The organism is Bacillota bacterium (assembly GCA_024653485.1).
GTDB lineage: Bacteria > Bacillota > SHA-98 > UBA4971 > UBA4971 > UBA6256.
This window is the reverse complement of sequence record JANLFY010000007.1, coordinates 91,299-110,489: the sequence shown is the minus strand read 5'-3', so window position 1 is coordinate 110,489 and position 19,191 is coordinate 91,299. Positions and strand designations below refer to the sequence as shown.

General features: G+C 63.3%; 11 protein-coding genes. 3 read left to right on the top strand and 8 right to left on the bottom strand.

Annotated elements, in window-relative coordinates; translation table 11 throughout:
• Positions 1-303 precede the first annotated feature (303 nt).
• Together arsN2 and NUW12_07285 are read right to left on the bottom strand one after the other, a co-directional pair.
• Complete coding sequence (arsN2, locus tag NUW12_07290) at positions 304-1,704, bottom strand: arsenic resistance N-acetyltransferase ArsN2 (protein MCR4402575.1); 1,401 nt, start codon at positions 1,702-1,704, stop codon at positions 304-306.
• On the bottom strand, positions 1,628-2,176 hold the full coding sequence (locus NUW12_07285) for a MarR family transcriptional regulator (protein ID MCR4402574.1): 549 nt from the start codon (positions 2,174-2,176) through the stop codon (positions 1,628-1,630). Before NUW12_07285 ends, arsN2 begins: the two co-directional genes overlap by 77 nt.
• 267 nt (positions 2,177-2,443) lie before the next feature.
• On the opposite strand from NUW12_07285, the gene NUW12_07280 reads away from it, so the two are divergent.
• Positions 2,444-4,117 carry an amidohydrolase family protein gene (locus NUW12_07280; GenBank protein MCR4402573.1) on the top strand — a complete coding sequence of 558 codons (1,674 nt, stop codon included), beginning with the start codon at positions 2,444-2,446 and terminating at the stop codon, positions 4,115-4,117.
• Between the two features lie 112 nt (positions 4,118-4,229).
• Here the strand turns inward: NUW12_07280 and NUW12_07275 are convergent, their stop codons facing one another.
• From NUW12_07275 to NUW12_07255, 5 genes are all read right to left on the bottom strand, one after another.
• The gene (locus NUW12_07275) at positions 4,230-6,854 is read right to left on the bottom strand and encodes a vitamin B12-dependent ribonucleotide reductase (GenBank protein MCR4402572.1); all 2,625 of its coding nucleotides are present in this window, start codon (positions 6,852-6,854) and stop codon (positions 4,230-4,232) included.
• Between the two features lie 208 nt (positions 6,855-7,062).
• Entirely contained in the window at positions 7,063-8,433 is a 1,371-nt protein-coding gene (locus tag NUW12_07270) for an MATE family efflux transporter (GenBank protein ID MCR4402571.1), read from the bottom strand.
• 51 nt (positions 8,434-8,484) lie between these two features.
• Positions 8,485-9,816, bottom strand: a complete 1,332-nt coding sequence (locus tag NUW12_07265; GenBank protein ID MCR4402570.1) for an MATE family efflux transporter — start codon at positions 9,814-9,816, stop codon at positions 8,485-8,487.
• A gap of 328 nt (positions 9,817-10,144) precedes the next feature.
• Positions 10,145-15,292 (bottom strand): VanW family protein, encoded by a 5,148-nt coding sequence (locus tag NUW12_07260; GenBank protein MCR4402569.1) that lies wholly within the window; start codon positions 15,290-15,292, stop codon positions 10,145-10,147.
• Positions 15,293-15,311: 19 nt separating this feature from the next.
• Positions 15,312-16,157 carry an AMMECR1 family protein gene (locus NUW12_07255; protein ID MCR4402568.1) on the bottom strand — a complete coding sequence of 282 codons (846 nt, stop codon included), beginning with the start codon at positions 16,155-16,157 and terminating at the stop codon, positions 15,312-15,314.
• Positions 16,158-16,382: 225 nt separating this feature from the next.
• Here NUW12_07255 and NUW12_07250 point away from each other — a divergent pair, with 225 nt between their 5' ends.
• Positions 16,383-17,282 (top strand): LysM peptidoglycan-binding domain-containing protein, encoded by a 900-nt coding sequence (locus NUW12_07250; protein ID MCR4402567.1) that lies wholly within the window; start codon positions 16,383-16,385, stop codon positions 17,280-17,282.
• A 95-nt stretch (positions 17,283-17,377) separates the two neighbouring features.
• The gene (locus tag NUW12_07245) at positions 17,378-17,596 is read left to right on the top strand and encodes a NifU family protein (GenBank protein MCR4402566.1); all 219 of its coding nucleotides are present in this window, start codon (positions 17,378-17,380) and stop codon (positions 17,594-17,596) included.
• 254 nt (positions 17,597-17,850) lie between these two features.
• Here the strand turns inward: NUW12_07245 and NUW12_07240 are convergent, their stop codons facing one another.
• Complete coding sequence (locus NUW12_07240; GenBank protein ID MCR4402565.1) at positions 17,851-19,119, bottom strand: FAD-dependent oxidoreductase; 1,269 nt, start codon at positions 19,117-19,119, stop codon at positions 17,851-17,853.
• Between the last annotated feature and the right edge of the window lie 72 nt (positions 19,120-19,191).

Here is a 19,191-nt window from a genome sequence, read left to right as displayed (position 1 = left end):
GGAACGCCGTGCCTCTCGAGATTGCGACCGCATGCCCTCTCGCGTGCCCCGCCGTCTCAGATCCTACGGTACAGCCAACCGTGGTGCAAGCCCGCTGTGCACGCCCGCGCCAGAGACACGCAGCTCAAGAATACCACATGGCTCCCGGGACTGCACATGAAGGGACTTCCGTCCGCGCGGTTCTCCCTGCGTCCGTGGTCATCCGTGCCCGCGTCGCCAGTAAATGATCGCAGGAACCTCCGGATCCCGATGCTTGGCACTCCCACACCAGCGCGGGACCGCCTGTCTCGAGCGAGTCCACGCTTACGACAGAACGAGGCGCATCACCGCGGCGGACTGTGGGCACGCCCCCTGGAACTCACGAGACTGTCTTAGTTCCTCCGGAACGTCCTCCGCTGAGATCCTCTCAAACCCAAACGAACGGAAGTACGCCTCCGCAGTCGTCGTGAGCAGGTACACGTGAGTTCCGCTGGCCAACCTCGAGAGCTGCGTAGACACCAGGCGTCGGCCCACTCCCGTACCGCGCCAGCGAGGAAGCACGGCCACGGACCTCAGCAGAGCCGAGGACGAGTGTGCTTCGAGGCCAGCTGCTCCCGTGATCGTGCCGTCCGGCGCCTGGGCAACCATGAACTCGCCGAAATGCTCTTGGACGCCCGCCACGGGCAGCCCGGCCGCTTCAAGGATGCGGACGACGATGCCGAGGTCCCCTGGCTCTGCCCTTCGTATCTTGACGGCCCCGTCGGGGAAACCGCCCTTTTCCGCGGTCACGAGAGCGCTCGCGAGCGCGGGCGCTTCAGGCGGGAGGGTGCAACCGCAAACGCTCCTTGTGCCGCCTTCCGCGCGACCTTCGTCATCGTCTTGCCCTGCGGCCGACCCGCAATACCCTGGCTCACAACACCCCGAAGAGGCCGAGGCGTCTGCTGCATGCAAGACCTTCAGCCTCGGGTGTTCGAACCCGACCCTTGCGAGAATGCCGGGGTACTCATCCGCCTCGAGCGCCCCACCTATGCACGATGCCCATGCCTGGGCGCTCTCCCTGACGCTTGCGGAAGGGGCACCCAGCCAAACAGTGTCCGCCACCGTCAAACGCCCGCCGGGGCGAAGGACTCTCAACACCTCTCGCATGGCGCGTTCCTTATCCATGGCCAAGTTGATGACGCAGTTTGACACGACAACGTCCACGCTCTCGTCGGCCAAGGGGATGTCCTCCACCGATCCTTTCAGGAATGACACGTTCCTTACGCCCATCCTCCGCGCGTTCTCCGATGCCACCTTGACCATGCGGGCGACAGGGTCCAGGCCGAAAGCCCAAGCCGGATCCACTCGCCGCGCGAGTTTCGAGGTTTCGAGTCCCGGTCCACTCCCGATGTCCAGGAGAACCTCCCCGGGGTAAAGCTCAATCAACGAATCGAGACGCGCGCATCCCAAGCCGCTTTCCCTAGTATCCAAGCGCGTCGCATCACGCGTCGCGCCCCTCAGTCCGCTGCCCGATCCTTCTCGTGCACCGCGCCCGTCGCAGCAACTGCCCGTGACCTTGGGCCCGCTCGAGCAGCACCTCGCAGCCCCGCCGGACTCCTCCGGTCCGCCCGCCGACGCACCGCATCCGCAACCACTCGCCGCGTCTTCCTCAAACCTCTTCGCCACGGCTTCGTATCGAGCAAGGATCTCCCTTTCCAGCTTCCGCTCCTTTTCGCTCTCCTCCACCCTGACATCCTCCTTTCGCCCACGACCTAAGCAGATAACCCTCATCGCCCAGCGCTTCCACGAGACGTTCGAGCGCCGTGAGTACCGATTCGCGCTCCGTTACGGGGATCCGTCTCGCCAGAGCGCCTGCCCTTTCAGCCATCACCCTCTGCGTATCCTCCCAGAGCGCCTTTCCCTCGGCTGTAAGGTGTAGCCTCACTTGCCTGCGATCCTCTGGGTCTCCCGCTCTTTTCAGAAGCCCGCTTTGGACGAGGGCATCGGTTATCCTCGTCACCGCGCTTGGATCCACGCACAGCCGCCCGGCGAGCTCGCCAACGGTCAATCCTTCGTCAGCCGCGATTTCACCAAGCGCGTGACACTGGGATAATGTCATCCCGCAACACTCGGCGTCTTCGCGGTCGAGCAGCCCGATCCCCCGAACGAGCTTCCTCAGTAGCTCCCGCATCTGCACCGCGTAATCCAGGTCATCCATGAGCGCACCTCCCGCAATCCAGAATCTATGATACGCGCAATTATTGATAATGTCAACTATATTCATGGCCGGGCGTTCTCGGTCGGCATTGGACGCGGGGAAGGCGGGACGCTCTTTTCGCACCGTCCCCGCTGCCCATTGCGCCAACACCCTCTTGCCAGTATACTCCTCTTGTAAGGGGCCCAAGCGGGCAGTGAGTTTCGCGACGCCACGAGATGCATCGCGCGTTTGGCCCGAGGCAACGAGGGTGGGAGGACCGAGACCGTCATGTACGACAGAGCTCTTTACCACAATGCGTGCGTCCATACCATGGATCCACGGTGCCCCAAGGCATCAGCCATTGCCGTGGCCGGCGGCAGGATCGTTGCGGTCGGAACGCGCGAGGAAGCAGAGGCCGCATTGTGCGGGCGCTACCAGCGGATCGATCTCCGAGGCTCCACTGTCGTCCCCGGATTCATCGACTGCCACATCCACTTTGTGTGGTACGCCCTCGGCGCGCGGCGCCTGAACCTCGACCAAGTCACGTCCATCGACGAGATAGTCCGGATGGTAGCCGAGAGGGCAGCTCGCACGAAACCCGGTGAATGGATCCTCGGCCACGGGTGGAACAGGAGCATCTGGAAGGACGGCGGCGTCCCAACACGCGCCCACCTCGACGCGGCGTCTCTCGGCCGTCCCGTGGCGCTCACGAGCAAGGACGGTCACAGCATGTGGGTGAACTCCGCAGCCCTCGCGGCAGGGGGGGTGAGCGGGCGAACCCAAGACCCCGAAGGGGGCAAGATAGAACGCGACGCGAGCACCGGTGAGCCCACGGGCATCCTGCGCGAAAGCGCCCAAGCCTTGGTGGAAAGGGTCATCCCTGCCCCCAGCCTGGCCGAGTGCGTGGAGGCGGTCGCCGCCGCCATACCGCACCTGCATGAGCTAGGCGTGGTCGGCATCCACGACTGCGAGGACGACCTCGCCTTCAGGACGTTCCAGAGCATGGCGAGCGGGCGTGAGCTGGGGTTGCGAGTGTACATGATGATCCCACATTCCAATCTTCATCACGCCATCGAACTGGGACTCACTACGGGATTCGGGAACTCGCACCTGCGCGTCGGTCCTCTGAAGGTGTTCGCCGACGGCGCACTCGGGTCTCAGAGCGCGGTGCTCCTCGAGCCGTACTCGACCAACCCCGAAAGCACGGGCATCCTCACCACGACTCCCGAGGAGCTCGTCGACGTGATCTCACGAGCGTCAGGGGCGGGCATAGCGGTCGCAGTCCACGCCATCGGCGACAAGGCGAACAGGATGGTTCTGGATGCCTTCGAGGCGGCCGCGCGAGCGGCTCAGGCGCCTGCTTGCGTGCCTTCGCGGGCCGGCGCGGGCGCAGAAGATCCCGGCAAGGCCGGCGCGACACAGGGAAGGGGACTCAGACACCGGATAGAGCATGCCCAGCTGGTGCATCCTGACGACCTGGACAGGTTCGCGGCTTTGGACGTCATCGCTTCAGTCCAACCCGTCCACGCCACCTCGGACCGGTACATGGCCGACTTGCATTGGGGTAAGCGGGAGTCTCTGGCCTACGCCTACAGGTCCCTCGCCGCGGCCGGCGCACGCCTTGCGTTCGGCTCGGACGCGCCTGTGGAAGCCCCAGACCCTATAGAGGGAATCTTCGCGGCCGTGACGCGAAAGCGCGCAGATGAAGTTCGGCTGCCCGGCTGGCGCACGGAGGAATGCCTTACGGTAGAACAGGCCGTCCACGGCTACACACTGGGCGCGGCATTCGCCTCCGGCGAGGAGCACCTGAAGGGATCGATTGCCCCCGGCAAACTCGCCGACTTCGTAGTGCTCTCCCAGGACCTCTTCGCTGCTAGACCCGACGACATCATCAATACCCGAGTGCTAGCCACGGTTCTAGGGGGCGACGTGGTGTTCGACAGGATGGGAATCACAGGCTAAGTCCGGTCGTGCGATGTGCACCGCCACCTCCCGGCCGGCGTAGCTTGCCGGCGGCTGCAGTCTGTCATGGCTCGGCCATGGCTCGGCGAAGCCTGGCGGCAAGGGATTACGCTCAGCATTCGCTGTACCCGCACGCCATGCACTTGAGGCACCCTTCCGTGTGGACCAGGTTCCAGGTGCCGCAAGACGGACAGAGACTGAAGAGCTTGGACGAGGCGGCCTCGTCGCTCGCGAACGCCTCGGCCTCGCCGCCACCCGCCGTGCGGGCTTCGAGCACGTTCACGGATGTCTCGCCGCGCAGCTCTCGGAGGTAACCGTCCAGGAACCGTCCGATGGCGTCAGGAACCGACCGCACCCTGTTTGGACCGAACCCGATGCTCCGCGAACCACCGATGCCTACGAGCTGGTCGGCGACCTCCTGAGGGTCCACACCCGACCGAAGGGCGATCGACACGAGCCTCGCTATCGCCTCGGTGAAAGCCGAGACATCGCTTCCCGCCTTTCCGATCTGTGCAAACAGCTCGATGGGGTGGCGATTCACCGTATTGAGCGTGAGGAAGAGCTTGCCAAGGGGCGTCGCCCTGACGTCGGTGAACCCTTCCAGCCTGTCGGGCCTTTCTATCGGGCGAATCTTCCCCCACACGCCGTTGATGCGCTGGCCTCCCGCTGCGCCGTCCTTCTCGGTGCCAGTCGCCCGTGCCGTTCCCCCGTCCGCGAAATCCTTCCGCGAGCCTCCGGCGCTGCCCTCGCGGCCTCCGTCTGGACAGCTTCCCGACCGCGCTCCGACCGTCAGGACCTGCTCTTCGCGGCTCCCGTCCCTGTACACGGTCACTCCCTTGCAGCCCAGCTCGTACGCAAGACGGAAGACTTTCTCCACGTCTGCGGGCTCAGCGTCGTGCGGGAAATTCACCGTCTTGGACACGGCATTGTCCGTGAATTTCTGGAAAGCTGCCTGCATCCTCACATGCCACTCTGGCTCGATCTCGTGTGCGGTCACGAATGCCCGCCGGAAATCTTCAGGGATGCCGGCGACGCCCGCCAGCGTTCCGCGCGAACCTATGACCTCCATGAGCTCCGGCGTGTATATCCCAAGCTCCTTCGCCCGCCTTTCGAGCAGCGGGTTTACCTCGGCGAGCTCCTTGCGGTCAAGGACGTGTCTGGTAAACGCGAGGCTGAAGAAGGGTTCTATGCCCGACGAGGCCCCCGCGATGATGCTGATGGTCCCCGTCGGCGCGACCGTCGTGGTGGTGGCGTTCCGCACCCTGAGGCCCTGCTCCTCGCGCTTGCTTCCTTTCCAGTTCGGGAAGACTCCCCTCCGCCGCGCGAGCTCGGCGGATGCCTTCCTGCTTTCCTCGAGAATGAAGCTCATCACCCTCTCAGCTAGGGCGACAGCCTCCTCGGAGTCGTACGGGACCCCCAGTTCAGCCAGGAGGTCCGCCCACCCCATAACGCCCAGGCCGACCTTGCGATTGCCCTTGTGCATGGCCTGGATCTCCGGCAGGGGGTAGCGGCTCGCGTCTATCATGTTGTCGAGGAAGTGCATCGCGACGTGGACCGTGTCGCGCAGCGCCTCCCAATTCACGGACGAGCCCGGGTCTCGGGAGCCCCATCCCGTCCCTATGGCAAACTTCGCCAAGTTTATTGAGCCAAGGTTACACGCCTCGTAAGGAAGCAGCATCTGCTCCCCGCAAGGATTGGTAGCCTCATACACTCCCACGTTCGGTGTGGGGTTGAACTCGTTCAGGCGATCGATGAATATGACGCCCGGCTCCCCCGTGCGCCACGCCGACTCCACAATGAGGTCGAAGACCTGCCGGGCTCTAAGATGCCCGGTGACCTCGCCGCTCCGCGGGTTCACGAGCTCGTATTCGCCGTCGCTGTCGACGGCCTCCATGAACTTCCCCGTGAGCGCGACTGAGATGTTGAAGTTCGTTACCTGACCGGGCTCGTTCTTGACTGTGATGAACTCCAGGATATCGGGGTGGTCGACCCGAAGGATGCCCATGTTGGCACCGCGCCTCACGCCTCCTTGCTTCACCGCCTCGGTGGCGGCGTTGAAGACCTTCATGAACGACACGGGTCCCGACGCGACCCCACCCGTGGTCCTTACGACATCGTTCTTTGGACGCAGCCTGCTGAAAGCAAAGCCTGTGCCGCCGCCTGACTGGTGGATGAGCGCGGCGTGCTTGAGCGTGTCGAAAATGCTCACCATCGAATCCTCGATGGGAAGCACAAAGCACGCGGAGAGCTGCTGCAGCTCCCTGCCGGCGTTGCTGAGCGCCGGCGAGTTAGGCATGAACACCCCCTCAACCATGAGGTTGTAGAACTCTACAGCCGCTAGAGCCAGCGATCCCGAGGACTGCTCCACCACCTGCTCGACCTCTTCCCATGTCGCTGTGACGAGGCCTCGTGCGACCATGTCCTCGAATGCGTGTCTCAGCGCAGCCCAATCCCACCGCGTGAGATCCGACACGAAAGCCGCCGCGTCGATGTCGGTGGAGTGAGGCGGCCTGGTCGCAGGCTCGACCGTCTCGCCAAGTTCGCCGCCTGGCGCTCTGTACACCCGCGGATCGTACAAAGCGTCCATCAGCGCGATGTTCCTGGCCACTCGCCAGAACATCTCCCCTGGGGTCTCAACCACCTTTCCCGTTTCGTCCTTTCTCAGGTACCGGCTTTCCAGCACAGCCATGGCGTTGCTGGATATCCGCGGCTCTTTCAAAGAGAGACACAAGCTCACGCCAACCCCTCCCGGAGAGCAGGCCGACAAACGGCCGGATCGTGGACGGTCCTGCAGAAGATGCTGCCGAGGAAGTCGCCGAAAACGTCGGCAGCACCAGCCAGTTGCTGGCAATCGCTCCACATATAGTGGATGGATATAGCATTCCACACAAGATGTGGGTTTCCTTGTGGAAAACTCATATTCTTGACCGGGGCCCCTGGAGACTTCAATGCACTCGCGCCTCTTGCCACCTTCCGGCGCGAAAATGCCTCGCGGCCAGGACGGCGCGGACGGCCCAGTCGAGGCAGGTTATGGCCCACACTGCGGGGAGGCCGAGGTGCAGAAGGTACACGGCAACCACTACGAGCGGCACACGGACAAGCCACGTGCCGGCGGCGGTGATGCGAAGCGCCGTGCGCGTGTCGCCGGCTCCACGGAGGGAGCCGCAGAGCGTGTCGGTGATCCCGATGAAGATCTGCTCGAAAGCGGCTATGCGCAGACAGACGGAGGCCGTGTAAATGACCTCCGGGTCGTCCGTAAACACTCCGATTATGAAACGCGGCGCTGCAAGGAACGCCACGGCCACGCTTCCCATCACCGCCACCGAGTGCCGCAGCGACCTGTAGCCCACTTGCATCGCAAGGTCCGGCCTCCTGGCTCCGAGGCTCTGTCCCACCAGAATGCCCGCTGCCATCGCGAAACCGTAGCCTGGCATGAAAGAAAGCGCTTCCGCGGCCACAGTCACTTGATTCGCGGCAAACGCTGCGGTCCCGAGGGTCGCGATGATGAACGATGATAGAAGGCGCGAACCGTTCATGAGCGCCTCTTCGACGCCTGCGGGCACGCTCAGTCTGACCAGCGTTCTGAGCGTGCATGCGTCCACACGAAGGACGTCCCTCGCTCGCAGACGCACCCGTCCGTTCCTTCGGAAAACCGCTCCGAGGGTCAGCAGGCCGCCGATCACATGGGCGATTAGCGTGGCGAGCGCCGCACCCCTCACACCGAGCTTGGGGAGACCGAAGACGCCGAAGATGAGAACGTAGTCCCCGACGAGATTTGCGGAGTTTGTCACCAGCGTTACGTACAACGGGGTACGCGTGTCGCCCGACCCGCGGAGAATGGCCGCCCCAACCTGCAAGGGTATGAAGAGGAGCGCTCCCGCGCCTACGATCCGCATGTACTCGATGCCAGGAACGCTCACGTCTTGCGCGAAGCCGGCTAACCGGTAGACCCAAGGAGCAGCCCCCATCGCGCCCCCGGCCAGCACGGCGCCCAGCCCGAACCCAGCGAGAAGTCCTTGGCCCGCGGAAAACGCCGCTCTTCGCGTGTCTCCCGCCCCGACCGCGCGCGCCACCATGGCCTGGACGCCTATCCCGATGGCTCCGCAGATCCACGTGCACGTCCAATAGACGTTCCCGCCGAGACCCACCGCGCTCAGGGCCTGAGCTCCGAGGCGGCCGACCATGGCCGTGTCGACGATCCAGACGAACATATGGAGGATCATTTCGGATATGGCTGGCCAAGCAAGTCTCCTGATCTCACGATCGATTCCGCGCTTCTGGGCTGCCAGGTCCAAGCTCTCGATCGATGTCACCATTTCCGTCCCTTCCAGCGGGGCATCCTGAGAAACCGCGCAGTATGCTACTGATCACACCTGAAGCGGTTTCCATCGGCCCGACCTGAACTTGCGCCACACGTACACTCCGCGGACGAGCCAGTCCGCTACCATCGCGAGCCAGGCGCCGACGAGGCCAAGCCCGCCCACGCTTACCAGAATGTAAGTCGCGCTGAGCCTCACAACCCACACCGCGAATACCGTCACGTAGAGAACGGATCGAGTGTCCCCCGCCCCGCGTAAAGCTCCAGAGTAAATGAACGCCACACCCATCGGGATCTGCGCGAAGGATATCACGCGCAGCGCCATTGACCCGAGCCTGATTATCTCCGGATCGGACGTGAAGATCATCATAAGGTACTGAGGCGCTGCGAGGAAAACCAACGCCATCGCGCCCATGACGGTGAGGCCGAGCCTCAGCGCTTCTTGGGCGCTCCGTTCCGCGGCGTCGGGCTTCCCAGCGCCCAAACCCTGTCCCACGAGAGCGGTCGCGGCTGTTGCGAACGCGAGACCTGGCATGAAGGACAGCGACTCCGCGTTGTTGGCCACGTTGTGCGCGGCATACACGACCGTTCCCAGGCCGGCCACTTCCCTTATGTAAACAAGCATCCCGGAGCTTATGACCAGCCTCTCGAGGATTGCAGGCACTCCCACCCTGAGCACCCGTCCGACCAGCGCGACATCGACCTTGAGGTATTCCTCGAGACGCTGACGCCTCGTAGGCGCTACGGGCGATCCAGGTCGCCACGATGCCCAAACGAACAGCGCCCCGCCAACGATCCTCGACGCTGTCGTAGCCAACGCTGCCCCCTCCACTCCCAACGCTGGGCAGCCGAGATGCCCGAAGATGAGCGCGTAGTTTCCCACGACGTTGACGAAGTTCACCAGCACGTTGATCTTCATGGGGGTGGTCGTGTCTCCCGCGCCGCGCAGAGCTCCACCGACGGTCATTGTGCCGAGGAGAGCGCCGAACCCCGGCGCGAGGCGCCTGAGATATGACGTGCCAAGGGCGATCACGTCCGGCTCCGCGCCCATGAGACCCACGATGTCTCGCGCGTACGCGTACACCCCGGCCGACATGCCGATCGCAAGAATCATCGACACCAAGAAGGACTGGTGATTGGTCCTGGCAGCCATCCGGCGGTCCTGAGCCCCTGTGAACCGCGCCACCAGAGCGGTCGTGCCTACGGACAGCCCCATGAACACGCCCTGCCCGAGAAACAGAGGCTGCATGCTCAAGCCCACTGCTGCGATGGCGCTCGCCCCGAGCCGCCCCACCATCGCCATGTCCACTACCTGAGTCAAGGTCTGGAGGACGACCTCGGCGAACACCGGGGCCGACAGCTGAATGACCCTCCGTCTCATAGCAAGAACATCCCCCGCCGCCGCATCCGGCGTCGGGGGAGTCTTACGCAGCTCCACGCTGGTCGCTCGCCCAGCCAAACAACTCCCTCCACCTTGCTGTACGTCGTTTCAAGCCCAACGGCCGCTCCGCCCCGGCCTTCTCCTCAACCCGCGCAACCCGCCGCACAAGACAGGCTTCCGCCGGTCCGTGCGTCGCTCACCGCCGCCGACCGCCCTGCGTCCAGAGCGCGCTCTCGGCTCTCAAACGCGGAGCTGCCGGAGACACGTGGCGATCAAGCCTCATCCAAGCCTCATCTGGTGACGAACGCGCCCCTGGCACCAACGGCTCCTAATGCAGGGCCGAAGCCACCGCATGCACCGGTCTGTAGTAGTCCTCTGATACCAGCTCTCTTGTGGTTTCGCCATCAAGCCTGAAACTCCTCCACACGGCTACACGGATTCCGTCTTCCCCTCCATTCACGGAAGCCGCGGGCCCCTCCGCTCCTCCCGGAGCCGCTCCGCTCGGGCTACCGATCAGCCTCGGTCTCTCGGTCTTGAGGATCTCCGTGGTCACACTGACTTCAGGCGGCTTCAGGAGCCGCCCGCTCGCCTCCATGACCAGCCTGCCCCCGTCCACTTGCGCCGAGAAGGTGATTGGCACGCCAAGCGTGTTACGGAACTTGAGATCGCACTGGCCTTGCGCCACTGTCGCGTCGAGCCCTGGCGGGACGTAATCCACCGGCCTGGAGTGTGGATGCCGCTCCACTATCTCCAGCCCCGCCAACAGCGCCAGATTGTAGAGGGTCGTCGACACCTGGCACACCCCGCCGCCGATCCCCGGTTCGCTCCGGCCTCCGGAGATTACACGGGCCTCCTTGTACCCTGTCTCCGCGAGCCTCGGACCCACGACGCGGTCGAACGAAAACTCCTCGCCCGGCTGGAGCACAACACCATCGACCGCCGCCGCAGCCAGGGTGATGTTATGGTTCCGGCTGCGCTCGGGATCCTTGAGAAGCGTAGAGAAGCTTGCGAGGACAGGTTCAACGCAAGATATCGTCGAGCTTGCTGATTGTCCAAAGACCTCAGGGGAGTACATCGCCCAGACCCGAGTCGGCATTACCCTGTACGTCCCGGGCCGTTCCGCCCGTATGGGATACACTATCTCGTTCTCGCCTTTCCTCAGGTACCCGCTGAAGAAGGCCACTTTTTCGTCGCGCACTTCCTTCCTGCCGTACCAAAAGTCCCAGCTGTACGCATCTACAGGTTCGTCTGATGCCTCGAATCCCGACGGTAGCGGATCCTCCACGATCACATAGGTGTATGGACTGTCCGCCCTGATGGTTATGCGAACGTATATTTCCTCGCCGGGTTTCACGGGTCCGGTTACGGGCTCATACACGTGACTTGTCTTGTCCCCAAGGCCGACGTCTGTTCCCCTGTGGTCGGCGTGCGCCCGCGACGCGCCGCCACCTCCTATGAGCCCCCCGCCCACTGCTCCTGTTGTCCCGCCTGCGGCCTGTCGGGCGGGAAACCGCCTGTAGTAGCCTCGGACAACCGCCACGCCATTGGCAACTGGCGAAACGGTCTCCGCAGCGGTGTGGTATTCGCACGAGAAAGCATAGTATAGCCTGCCTCTCCCTTCATCCTTGGAGATCGTGAGCACGTTCGCGCCGCGCACGATCTCTGTGGGGCGCACCACGATTTCAACCTCTTTCTCGAAAACGTCCTTCGCGGTGAAACGCACCCTGCCGATGTCCTTTCCATTCATGCGAACCACCGCTGTATAGTCGGGCGACACTTCGTCGCGCAGCTTGATGTACTCGGCCAGTGCGAACACCGCTGCTGCGGTATCCTTGGTGGAAAACCACGCCACACCCTGTCGCGCATCCGCAAGCCATCGCACGACGCTAGGTATCCTCTCGTTCTTGGGATCCACCGCGAGCAGCGCCATCAGAGCGTGAGCCGTCGTTTCCACGCGGTTGTCCGCCCAGCGCCTTTCCCCGTCCGGGGCGTCCCAGTACGTCCGCAGACCGTCGCCGCGCGCCGCTGCCAGCAGATCCTTCAGCACGAGCCGGGCGTCGCTCACCCTGCCCTGTTTGCGCAGGGTCAACGCGAGGAGTGCGAGCGAGTACTCGGACAGCTCGCGTCTCCTCGAGACCATCTCATTCAGCCTGGGCAGGGTTCTCGCACCGACCTCGGACATGACGAAGAGCTCGTATACCAGGTCATCGACGTTGCGGGGCTCATTGATCAGCTCAGCGAGGGCAGCCTTCCCCCTAGCCAGAACCCGTTCGTCCACGTCGAACCCGGCCTTTCGCGCAAGGTCGAGGCCGTACACCACGTACGCCGTCATCCTCGGATCCGTCTCGTCGTATTCCCACCAACCCCAACCGCCGTCGAAGTGTTGGTAGCGGTAGAGCCTGGCGAGACCCGCAGAGACCATCTTCGGAAGGTCCTTTTCCACCCCTGACGCTTTCGCCCCGAGCTCGCGAATGACGCGTGACACGACCACGTCGGGAAGGAAGGAGTTCATGGTTTGCTCCACGCACCCATATGGGAAGGACGCCAGATACTCAAGCGCCCCGAGAGCCGTGGCCGCGATGGAGGGCGCGAGCCTCAGCTTGGCTTTCACCGTGCCCGCAAGGGCGTTCTCAGGCACGTCGAACCGCACGACCCTCTCGTCGCCGCTCTCACCTGCTTCGTGAACTTCGTGGCGAACTCCGAAGGCGAGCACGGGCACGGTCTGCTCCATGGAGTCCCTCACTCGGCCGTCATCGTCCAGGAGGGACGCTACGAAGCTTGCGTCTCCCACCTCTTCGCACTCAACCCGCCAGTCGATGGACTTCTGGCTCATCGGAGCCAACTCGACCACGCGCTCTCCGGCGTCCACGAGCGCGATCCCCTTTGCTCGCATGGCGACTTTCGCGACACTCTTGCGCCCAGTGTAGTTGTGTACCACGGTCGTGACCGCCGTCTTGTCTCCCAACGTGAAGAACCTGGGCGTGGCGATCCTCACGATCATGTCCTTCGTGGCCACCACGTCGCGGGTTGCCGAACCCACCTGAGTCTTCATCGTGTGCGCCTTGGCGGTCGCGCGCCACGTGGTGAGATTGTCGGGCATCGTGAACTCTATCTTCGCGGTGCCGTTCCTGTCCGTTATGATGGTGGGGTTCCAGAACGCCGTGTCCTCGAAGTCCTTCCGAATCTCAGCGGATCCCCCGTCCTTGTCCGCGCCTCCATAGTACCATTCGGGAAACGAGTAGTTCGTGACGACCCTGTTCCAGATGGATCCATAGAACACCTTCTTGATGTCGGGCGCGATTTCCGGCGAGATCGCATATATGGATGCATCGACGACTCCGAGCGACACCTCGGACTGCACAGGGCGTCCCGTCGCGTCGCAAGTCTTGACCACGTACGTTGCTTTCTCACCGGGCTCGTACGTCTCCTTGTTGGGCATGATGACCACGTTTAGATAGTTGTCCTTGGTCGACACGTAGATGGGCTTCTCGTTGGAGAAAAGCCTCTTGCCGCGGACCACCGTGACGGTGAAGAACGCGTTCGGCATGTGCTGCCGCGTCACCGGCACTTCGAACAGCTTGGTGTGCCCCTCGATGTGCGCCACCTCGTGCCAAGTGATGTCGCGCCCTTCGACGGCCACGAGCGCCCACGCGTCATCGAACACAGTGTTCACAAGGACTCTTGCCGTGTCGCCTACGTTATACACATCCTTGTCGGTGACGATCTCAATCTCAGGGCCGCCGTAACTTGGCCAGCGACCCGCCCCGCTCGCAACCCATACGTACGCTTCAGACGCTATTCGGTTACCACGAGCATCCCTGCCGACGACCTCAACCACGTACGCTCCTTCGTCGCGAGGCTTGAATTCAAGACTCCCTCTCCCGTCCGCCGCTGTGCGGAGCTCGCCCGAGGCTTCTTTCCACCTCTTCGCCTTCCTGCCCTCCCACGTTTCGCGCATGGCCTGCCACTTGAGGAGCGTTGCGAGCGGCCTGCCTTCCATCGTCTCGGCTCTCACTTTCACGCTGACGGGCTGTCCTGGCTCAAACACGTACGCAACCGGCTGCACGCTCAGGTCGAACAACCCCCGTGCCACTATCACCGAGGCTCTGCCCGTGACCTCACGTCTGCTCTCATCTGTCACGACCGCCTCGATGAACATTCTGCGCGTCGTATCCGCAGGACCCGTTTTCACGTCGAACGTCGCCGACCCGCGCGCGTCGGTGACGGTCTCACCTGACGCCACCAGCTCTCCGTAGTAACCGAGATCCGTGTCACCCTCTGGATAGTAGCCTAGATCCTCCGGCAAGTAGTACGGAAGCTCGTGAGGTTGCGAGTAGACCGCGTACCGAACCTTCGCTCCGGGGACCGGCGCGCCGAAATAGTAAGTCGCCTTCACTTTGGCCTCGATCTCGTCTCCCGCCACATACGTGGTCTTTGACGTTTTCACCTGTACCTGGTACTCAGGCTTGCGATAAGCCGCCACTTTGAACATGCCCGAGTGCGTGCTTCCTCTCACCGTCGCGAGCACTCGGTAGGTTCCAAGGGACGGCTCGTCTCCCAGCACCACCTCTCCGACGAAAGAGCCATAACCGTTCGTCGTGGTCTCGAACTTGTAAATGCACGCATCTACCGCGTCGCGGACCTCCACGGTCACCGGCTCCTCGCGGAGGACCTCGTACTCGCCGTCCATTTCCTTTCTGAGGATGCCCTTGAAGAACACTCTCTGGCCTGGACGATACACAGGTCTGTCTGTGTAGATGTATGCTTTGTACCTCGAGTCTTCCCAGTAGTACGACGATGTCACCTGCGCAAAGCTTGTGCCGAACGTTCCAACTACCGTAAGATTCCTCGGAAGGTCCGGTGTGCTCAGGACCCATACGCCGTCATGTCCTGTGGTGCCACGCCCTACTTCCCGGCCCTCGCTGAACACGGTCACCTGCGCACGCTCGCAGGGAACGTCGCTGGTAAAGGTATGGGAGTATACCACGAGCTTGTCATCGGCTTGTTTAGTAACTAGACCCAAGTCGGTCACGAGGATCCACGTGGCGTCCTCGCGACCCTTGTTGTCGCTGACTCTTACAACGTAGCCCGCGATTCCCTCGGTGGCAATCGGCACCTCGAGCGTGAAGTCCTCGCCCTGCTTCTCCGGCCGTGGATACTGGGTGATCTCCTTCACGAGCACGGCCTCGCCCCGAGGCAGAGTCTCCGCGACAGAGCTGAGCGACCCGTGCTCCTCATACTGCTTCGCGGGGTCGAACTTCCAGACCTCAAGGTCCACCCTGCTCGAGCCCTTTCCACGTACTATCACCGATGGGTGCTCGGAAGGCGCCCAGACTCGTTCCTCTACGTATACGTGAAGGTACCCCGTATCGGCGCTGTCGGCTGAAAGTGGTCTTGCAACTACCGCCAGAAGCACCGCAGCCAGGATTGTCAGAGCCGCCGCGTAACGTGTCGAGCGCGGAAAACTGGCTCTCATCGCGGCATACCTCCTTGGCCTATCGCCTTAACGGCAAGGCTTCACCGAATCTTTCCGTCTCAAAGATCAGCATATCGAAGTGGTCGCCGGGTAGAACGCCCGCTTCTCTCATTGCCCAGGCTGTCTCGTACGCGGCCGTCCTGGCTTCGCCAGGCAGCACGACTCCCGTTCGGCCGCCGTCTGCCCTCACTATGACGCCCTGGGTACTCGGATCGAGCGCCTCTCGAGGGTCGTGCCTCCTCAACCTTCCCACTACGGACACACAGTAGCCGAGACGCGACACCTCCTCCGGTCGTACCGGGGGTCGCCGCGGGTCGCACGTCGCCGCCATGCGGGCCGCGCTCGCGACCTCCTCGAGCAGCGATGCCTCCATGGGGTAAGCCGTCCCCATACACCCCCTCACGCTGCCGTTGAGTATGAGCGCAACGAACACGCCCGCCGGTGCACGGAGGACTGACTCATCTACCGCTCCATCCAAGTCGCCGAGGTCGCTGGATTCCCCTCGCTTACCTGAGGCGGTGATTCCACCGTGGCTCGCCCCCTCCTCTTGCGCAGCCGCGCTCTCCACGGCAGCTCGGGCTGTCTCGAGGATCACTCTTTCGAGTGCTGGCGTGTGCGCGGCGCGGAGGCGGTCGAGGATGTCTCCGTGGCTAGCCGCGGTCGGCGGCTGTGCCGACCGGGCTGACGCCGTCACCGTCGCCAGCGGCGTGGTCGCTCGCGGCATCAAATGCAGGACTCGACCGATGGCCGCAACGTCCCCTCGGGCACCGCCCGAAACCATGAACACAAAGCCGCCTGCGCTCGCCGCCGCGACCAGGGCGGCGACCCATGCGACCCGCGGCAGGTTTCGAAGTCTCCTGAGCAAAGTCCACCGTCCTCCCTCTCGAGGCGTCGGACCCGCGATCTCCAGCTTGGTTCTTCGACTTCCCTCACGTGTACTCCTTTATGGATACGCCAGGGCGCACGCCCGTTCCATGGCAGAGGAAGAAGTAACACCGCGCACCGCGTGGAATAACATGTTGTGAGATACTGTCGGCCCCAGAGCGGCTTTGACCCAGCTCGGGGTCCACGACGCCGGGAGGGAACTACTATGATCACGTATGTCGTCCAGCCTGGCGACACCCTTACCCTCATCGCGGGAAGGTTCGGGACAACAGTGGCGGCCATAGTCCAAGCGAACAACATCGCCAACCCCGATGTCATCTTCGTCGGACAGGTGCTCCAGATACCAGTGCCCGGGGCACCGCCGGCGCCCGCCCCCGCCCCCCAACCTCCCGTCACGGTGCCGGTTGGATTTCGCCTGTACATCGTTCAGCCCGGGGACACTCTAGCCGAGATCGCCGCGAGGTTCGGTACCACGGTGGCCGTGCTCGCGGCGATAAACCGTATACCGAACCCTGACCTCATTATCGTGGGGCAGGTGCTGCTCGTGCCGACGAGGCCGACGACGGTGATCCCAAGTCCACTGCCGCCTGCGCCGCCGACCGTGCCGCCTGGACCGCCTGTTACGCCTCCTGCGCCGCCCACTCCTCCGGCACCCCCAACGCCTCCGGGACCCCCGGTTCCTCCTGGTCCGCCCCCGACGCCGCCACCGGTGACCGGGGTGAACCAGGTGTCCGTGGTGCAAGGTGGGTTGCGGCACACGTTCAGGACCAACAGGGTGACCTACGCCCGGGGCGAACCAGTGCGCTTGAGCCTCAGCAAGACCAACGTCACGACGAGCCCCGTGACGATCACTTACAGGTCCAGCCAGAGATTTGATTTCATCGTAACCCGCGACACGAGGGAGATATGGCGCTGGTCGGCGGGGCGGTTCTTCACGTTCGCAATTGAGAGAATCAGCCTGCCACCCGGCGAGAACTTGATCTTCCCGCAGGTCTGGAACCAGACTACGAACGAGGGGGTGCCTGTGCCGCCCGGCGTGTACACCGTGACCGCGGTCAACACCGGGACCGGCGTCAGGCTGAGTCTTCAAATCACGATAACGTGACGCTTTGAATCGGCCCGCTCGACTCCCGCCATACTTAGGGTGTATAATCTGTCCGATGGTACGCTCCTGCAATTTCGACCAGGGAGGCGCGAGGGGTGCAAGAACGGATCGAAAAGGCCCTAGAGAAGATTAGGTTCGCTCTCCGGGCACACGGCGGCGATGTCGAGCTCGTCAGCGTGGATGACGGAGTGGTGAAGGTCAGGCTCACCGGTGCATGCGTCGGGTGTCCGATGTCGGCAATGACCTTGAGAAATGGCGTGGAGAGAGCGCTGAAAGAGGAAGTGCCGGAGGTCAAGCGCGTGGAGGCGGTGTAGGTGTAACCTCGAGTCGCCGCAACTGGGCGAGCAGCCGGCGGCGTGGAAGGACTTGACGCTCAGGCGCGCAAGGTAGGGCACGCTTCGCACCGTCCGTTCGGAGCGTGCCCCCGCCCATGTCTCGTGCCCATGTCTCGTGGGCGCTCGAGGCTTCGCCGCATGTACCATGGCCGCGTGTTCTGCAACTGAGCGTCCCTGTTTCGCGCGACGCCTGCACAACGAAAACGTCCCGGCACGGTCGCGCCCCCCTCACCTCACGAAGCCGCAACCGCGCGCAAACCCGCTATGTCCTTCAGGATGCTTGGGTAGGATACGCCTCCCCAGGACAGCCTCGCTTTGATCCGCGAAACGTCGCATCGACACGCGATGAGGCTGCGGAGCACGCCCGCCGTCCGCACCGCGCTGCCAATCAGGACCGCGCTTACCATGCGGTCTCCGCTGAAGACAAATCGCGCGTAGTCGTCCCCGTCCTCACCGGTTCGAGACAATACGTACACCTCGTCGTCGCCTGTCGGTCTGGTCTTCCCTAGAGCTACGATACATGCGCCTCGAAACGTGACGGAGTTCATGGCCACGTCACCCGCGTACACGACGTCCCGGCCCGCCATATTGTAGCCTGCGATTCTGCCCTGCCATACGGCGCTCGACCACAGGGCATTCACCGCGGCCCTCCCACGGGCAATGTCGAAGCCCTCCGCTATGTCGCCTGCTGCGAATATCCCTGGAATGCTCGTCTCCATCCTGTCGTTGACGAGAACCCCTTGCCCCGTGGCGATTCCCGAGCCGCGCGTGCAGATGAGGTTCGGCGTGACACCCTTTCCGACCACGACCAAGTCGCACGCGATACGCTGGCCTGTGCTTAGGATCACCTCCTCGACCCGCCCCGCACCTTCTATGCCGGCAACATCGCAATCAAGAACGATGTGAAGTCCCGGAACCCCTTCGAACGCCCTGAGAACGGGCCGAGCGTCCTCGGGCGCGGTTATCTGGGACAACAGCCTCCCTGAGGATACGACCACCCATACCTCGAGACCTCTGGCGAGAAAGCTCTCTGCCGCCTTGAGGCTCACAAGCCCGCCTCCGATTACAGCCGCCCGGCGGGCCGAGGACACCGCCTGGGTTATCCTCTCCGCGTCATCGAGAGTCCTAAGGTAATGGACTCCAGGAAGCCTTATACCGCGCACCTCCGGCACCTGCGGGGAGCTTCCCATGGCAAGCAGGAGCCTGTCGTATCCAAGCCTCTGCCTGTTGGATAGCTCTACGACCTTCCCCTCCGGGTCGATGCGGGTCGCCGCCGCACCAAAAACCGTCTTGACGCCGTTCGACTTGTAGAAATCCTCGTCGACAAGGAAAAGATTCGGGAACCTCACTTTCCCAGCTATCCAGTGGGTCAGGAGGACCTTTGAATAGCACCGCCAAGTCTCTGGCGCAACTATCGTGATGTCTCCCGCGGGGTCTTCCTCCAGGATCGCCTTGAGCGCGCTCACTCCCGCAGGACCGTTTCCAAGGATCACGTACTTCATCGGGCACATCCCCCCATACCAGACACCAGACACACCAGACGCGCGGCGCACGCTTCTACGCCTGGATTCGTC

Coding starts and splice junctions, on each gene's coding strand:
- NUW12_07265 (MCR4402570.1), bottom strand. CDS start 9,816: ATGAGACGGAGGGTCATTCAGCTGTCGGCCCCGGTGTTCGCCGAGGTC.
- NUW12_07260 (MCR4402569.1), bottom strand. CDS start 15,292: ATGAGAGCCAGTTTTCCGCGCTCGACACGTTACGCGGCGGCTCTGACA.
- NUW12_07240 (MCR4402565.1), bottom strand. CDS start 19,119: ATGAAGTACGTGATCCTTGGAAACGGTCCTGCGGGAGTGAGCGCGCTC.
- NUW12_07270 (MCR4402571.1), bottom strand. CDS start 8,433: ATGGTGACATCGATCGAGAGCTTGGACCTGGCAGCCCAGAAGCGCGGA.
- NUW12_07250 (MCR4402567.1), top strand. CDS start 16,383: ATGATCACGTATGTCGTCCAGCCTGGCGACACCCTTACCCTCATCGCG.
- NUW12_07280 (MCR4402573.1), top strand. CDS start 2,444: ATGTACGACAGAGCTCTTTACCACAATGCGTGCGTCCATACCATGGAT.
- NUW12_07285 (MCR4402574.1), bottom strand. CDS start 2,176: ATGGATGACCTGGATTACGCGGTGCAGATGCGGGAGCTACTGAGGAAG.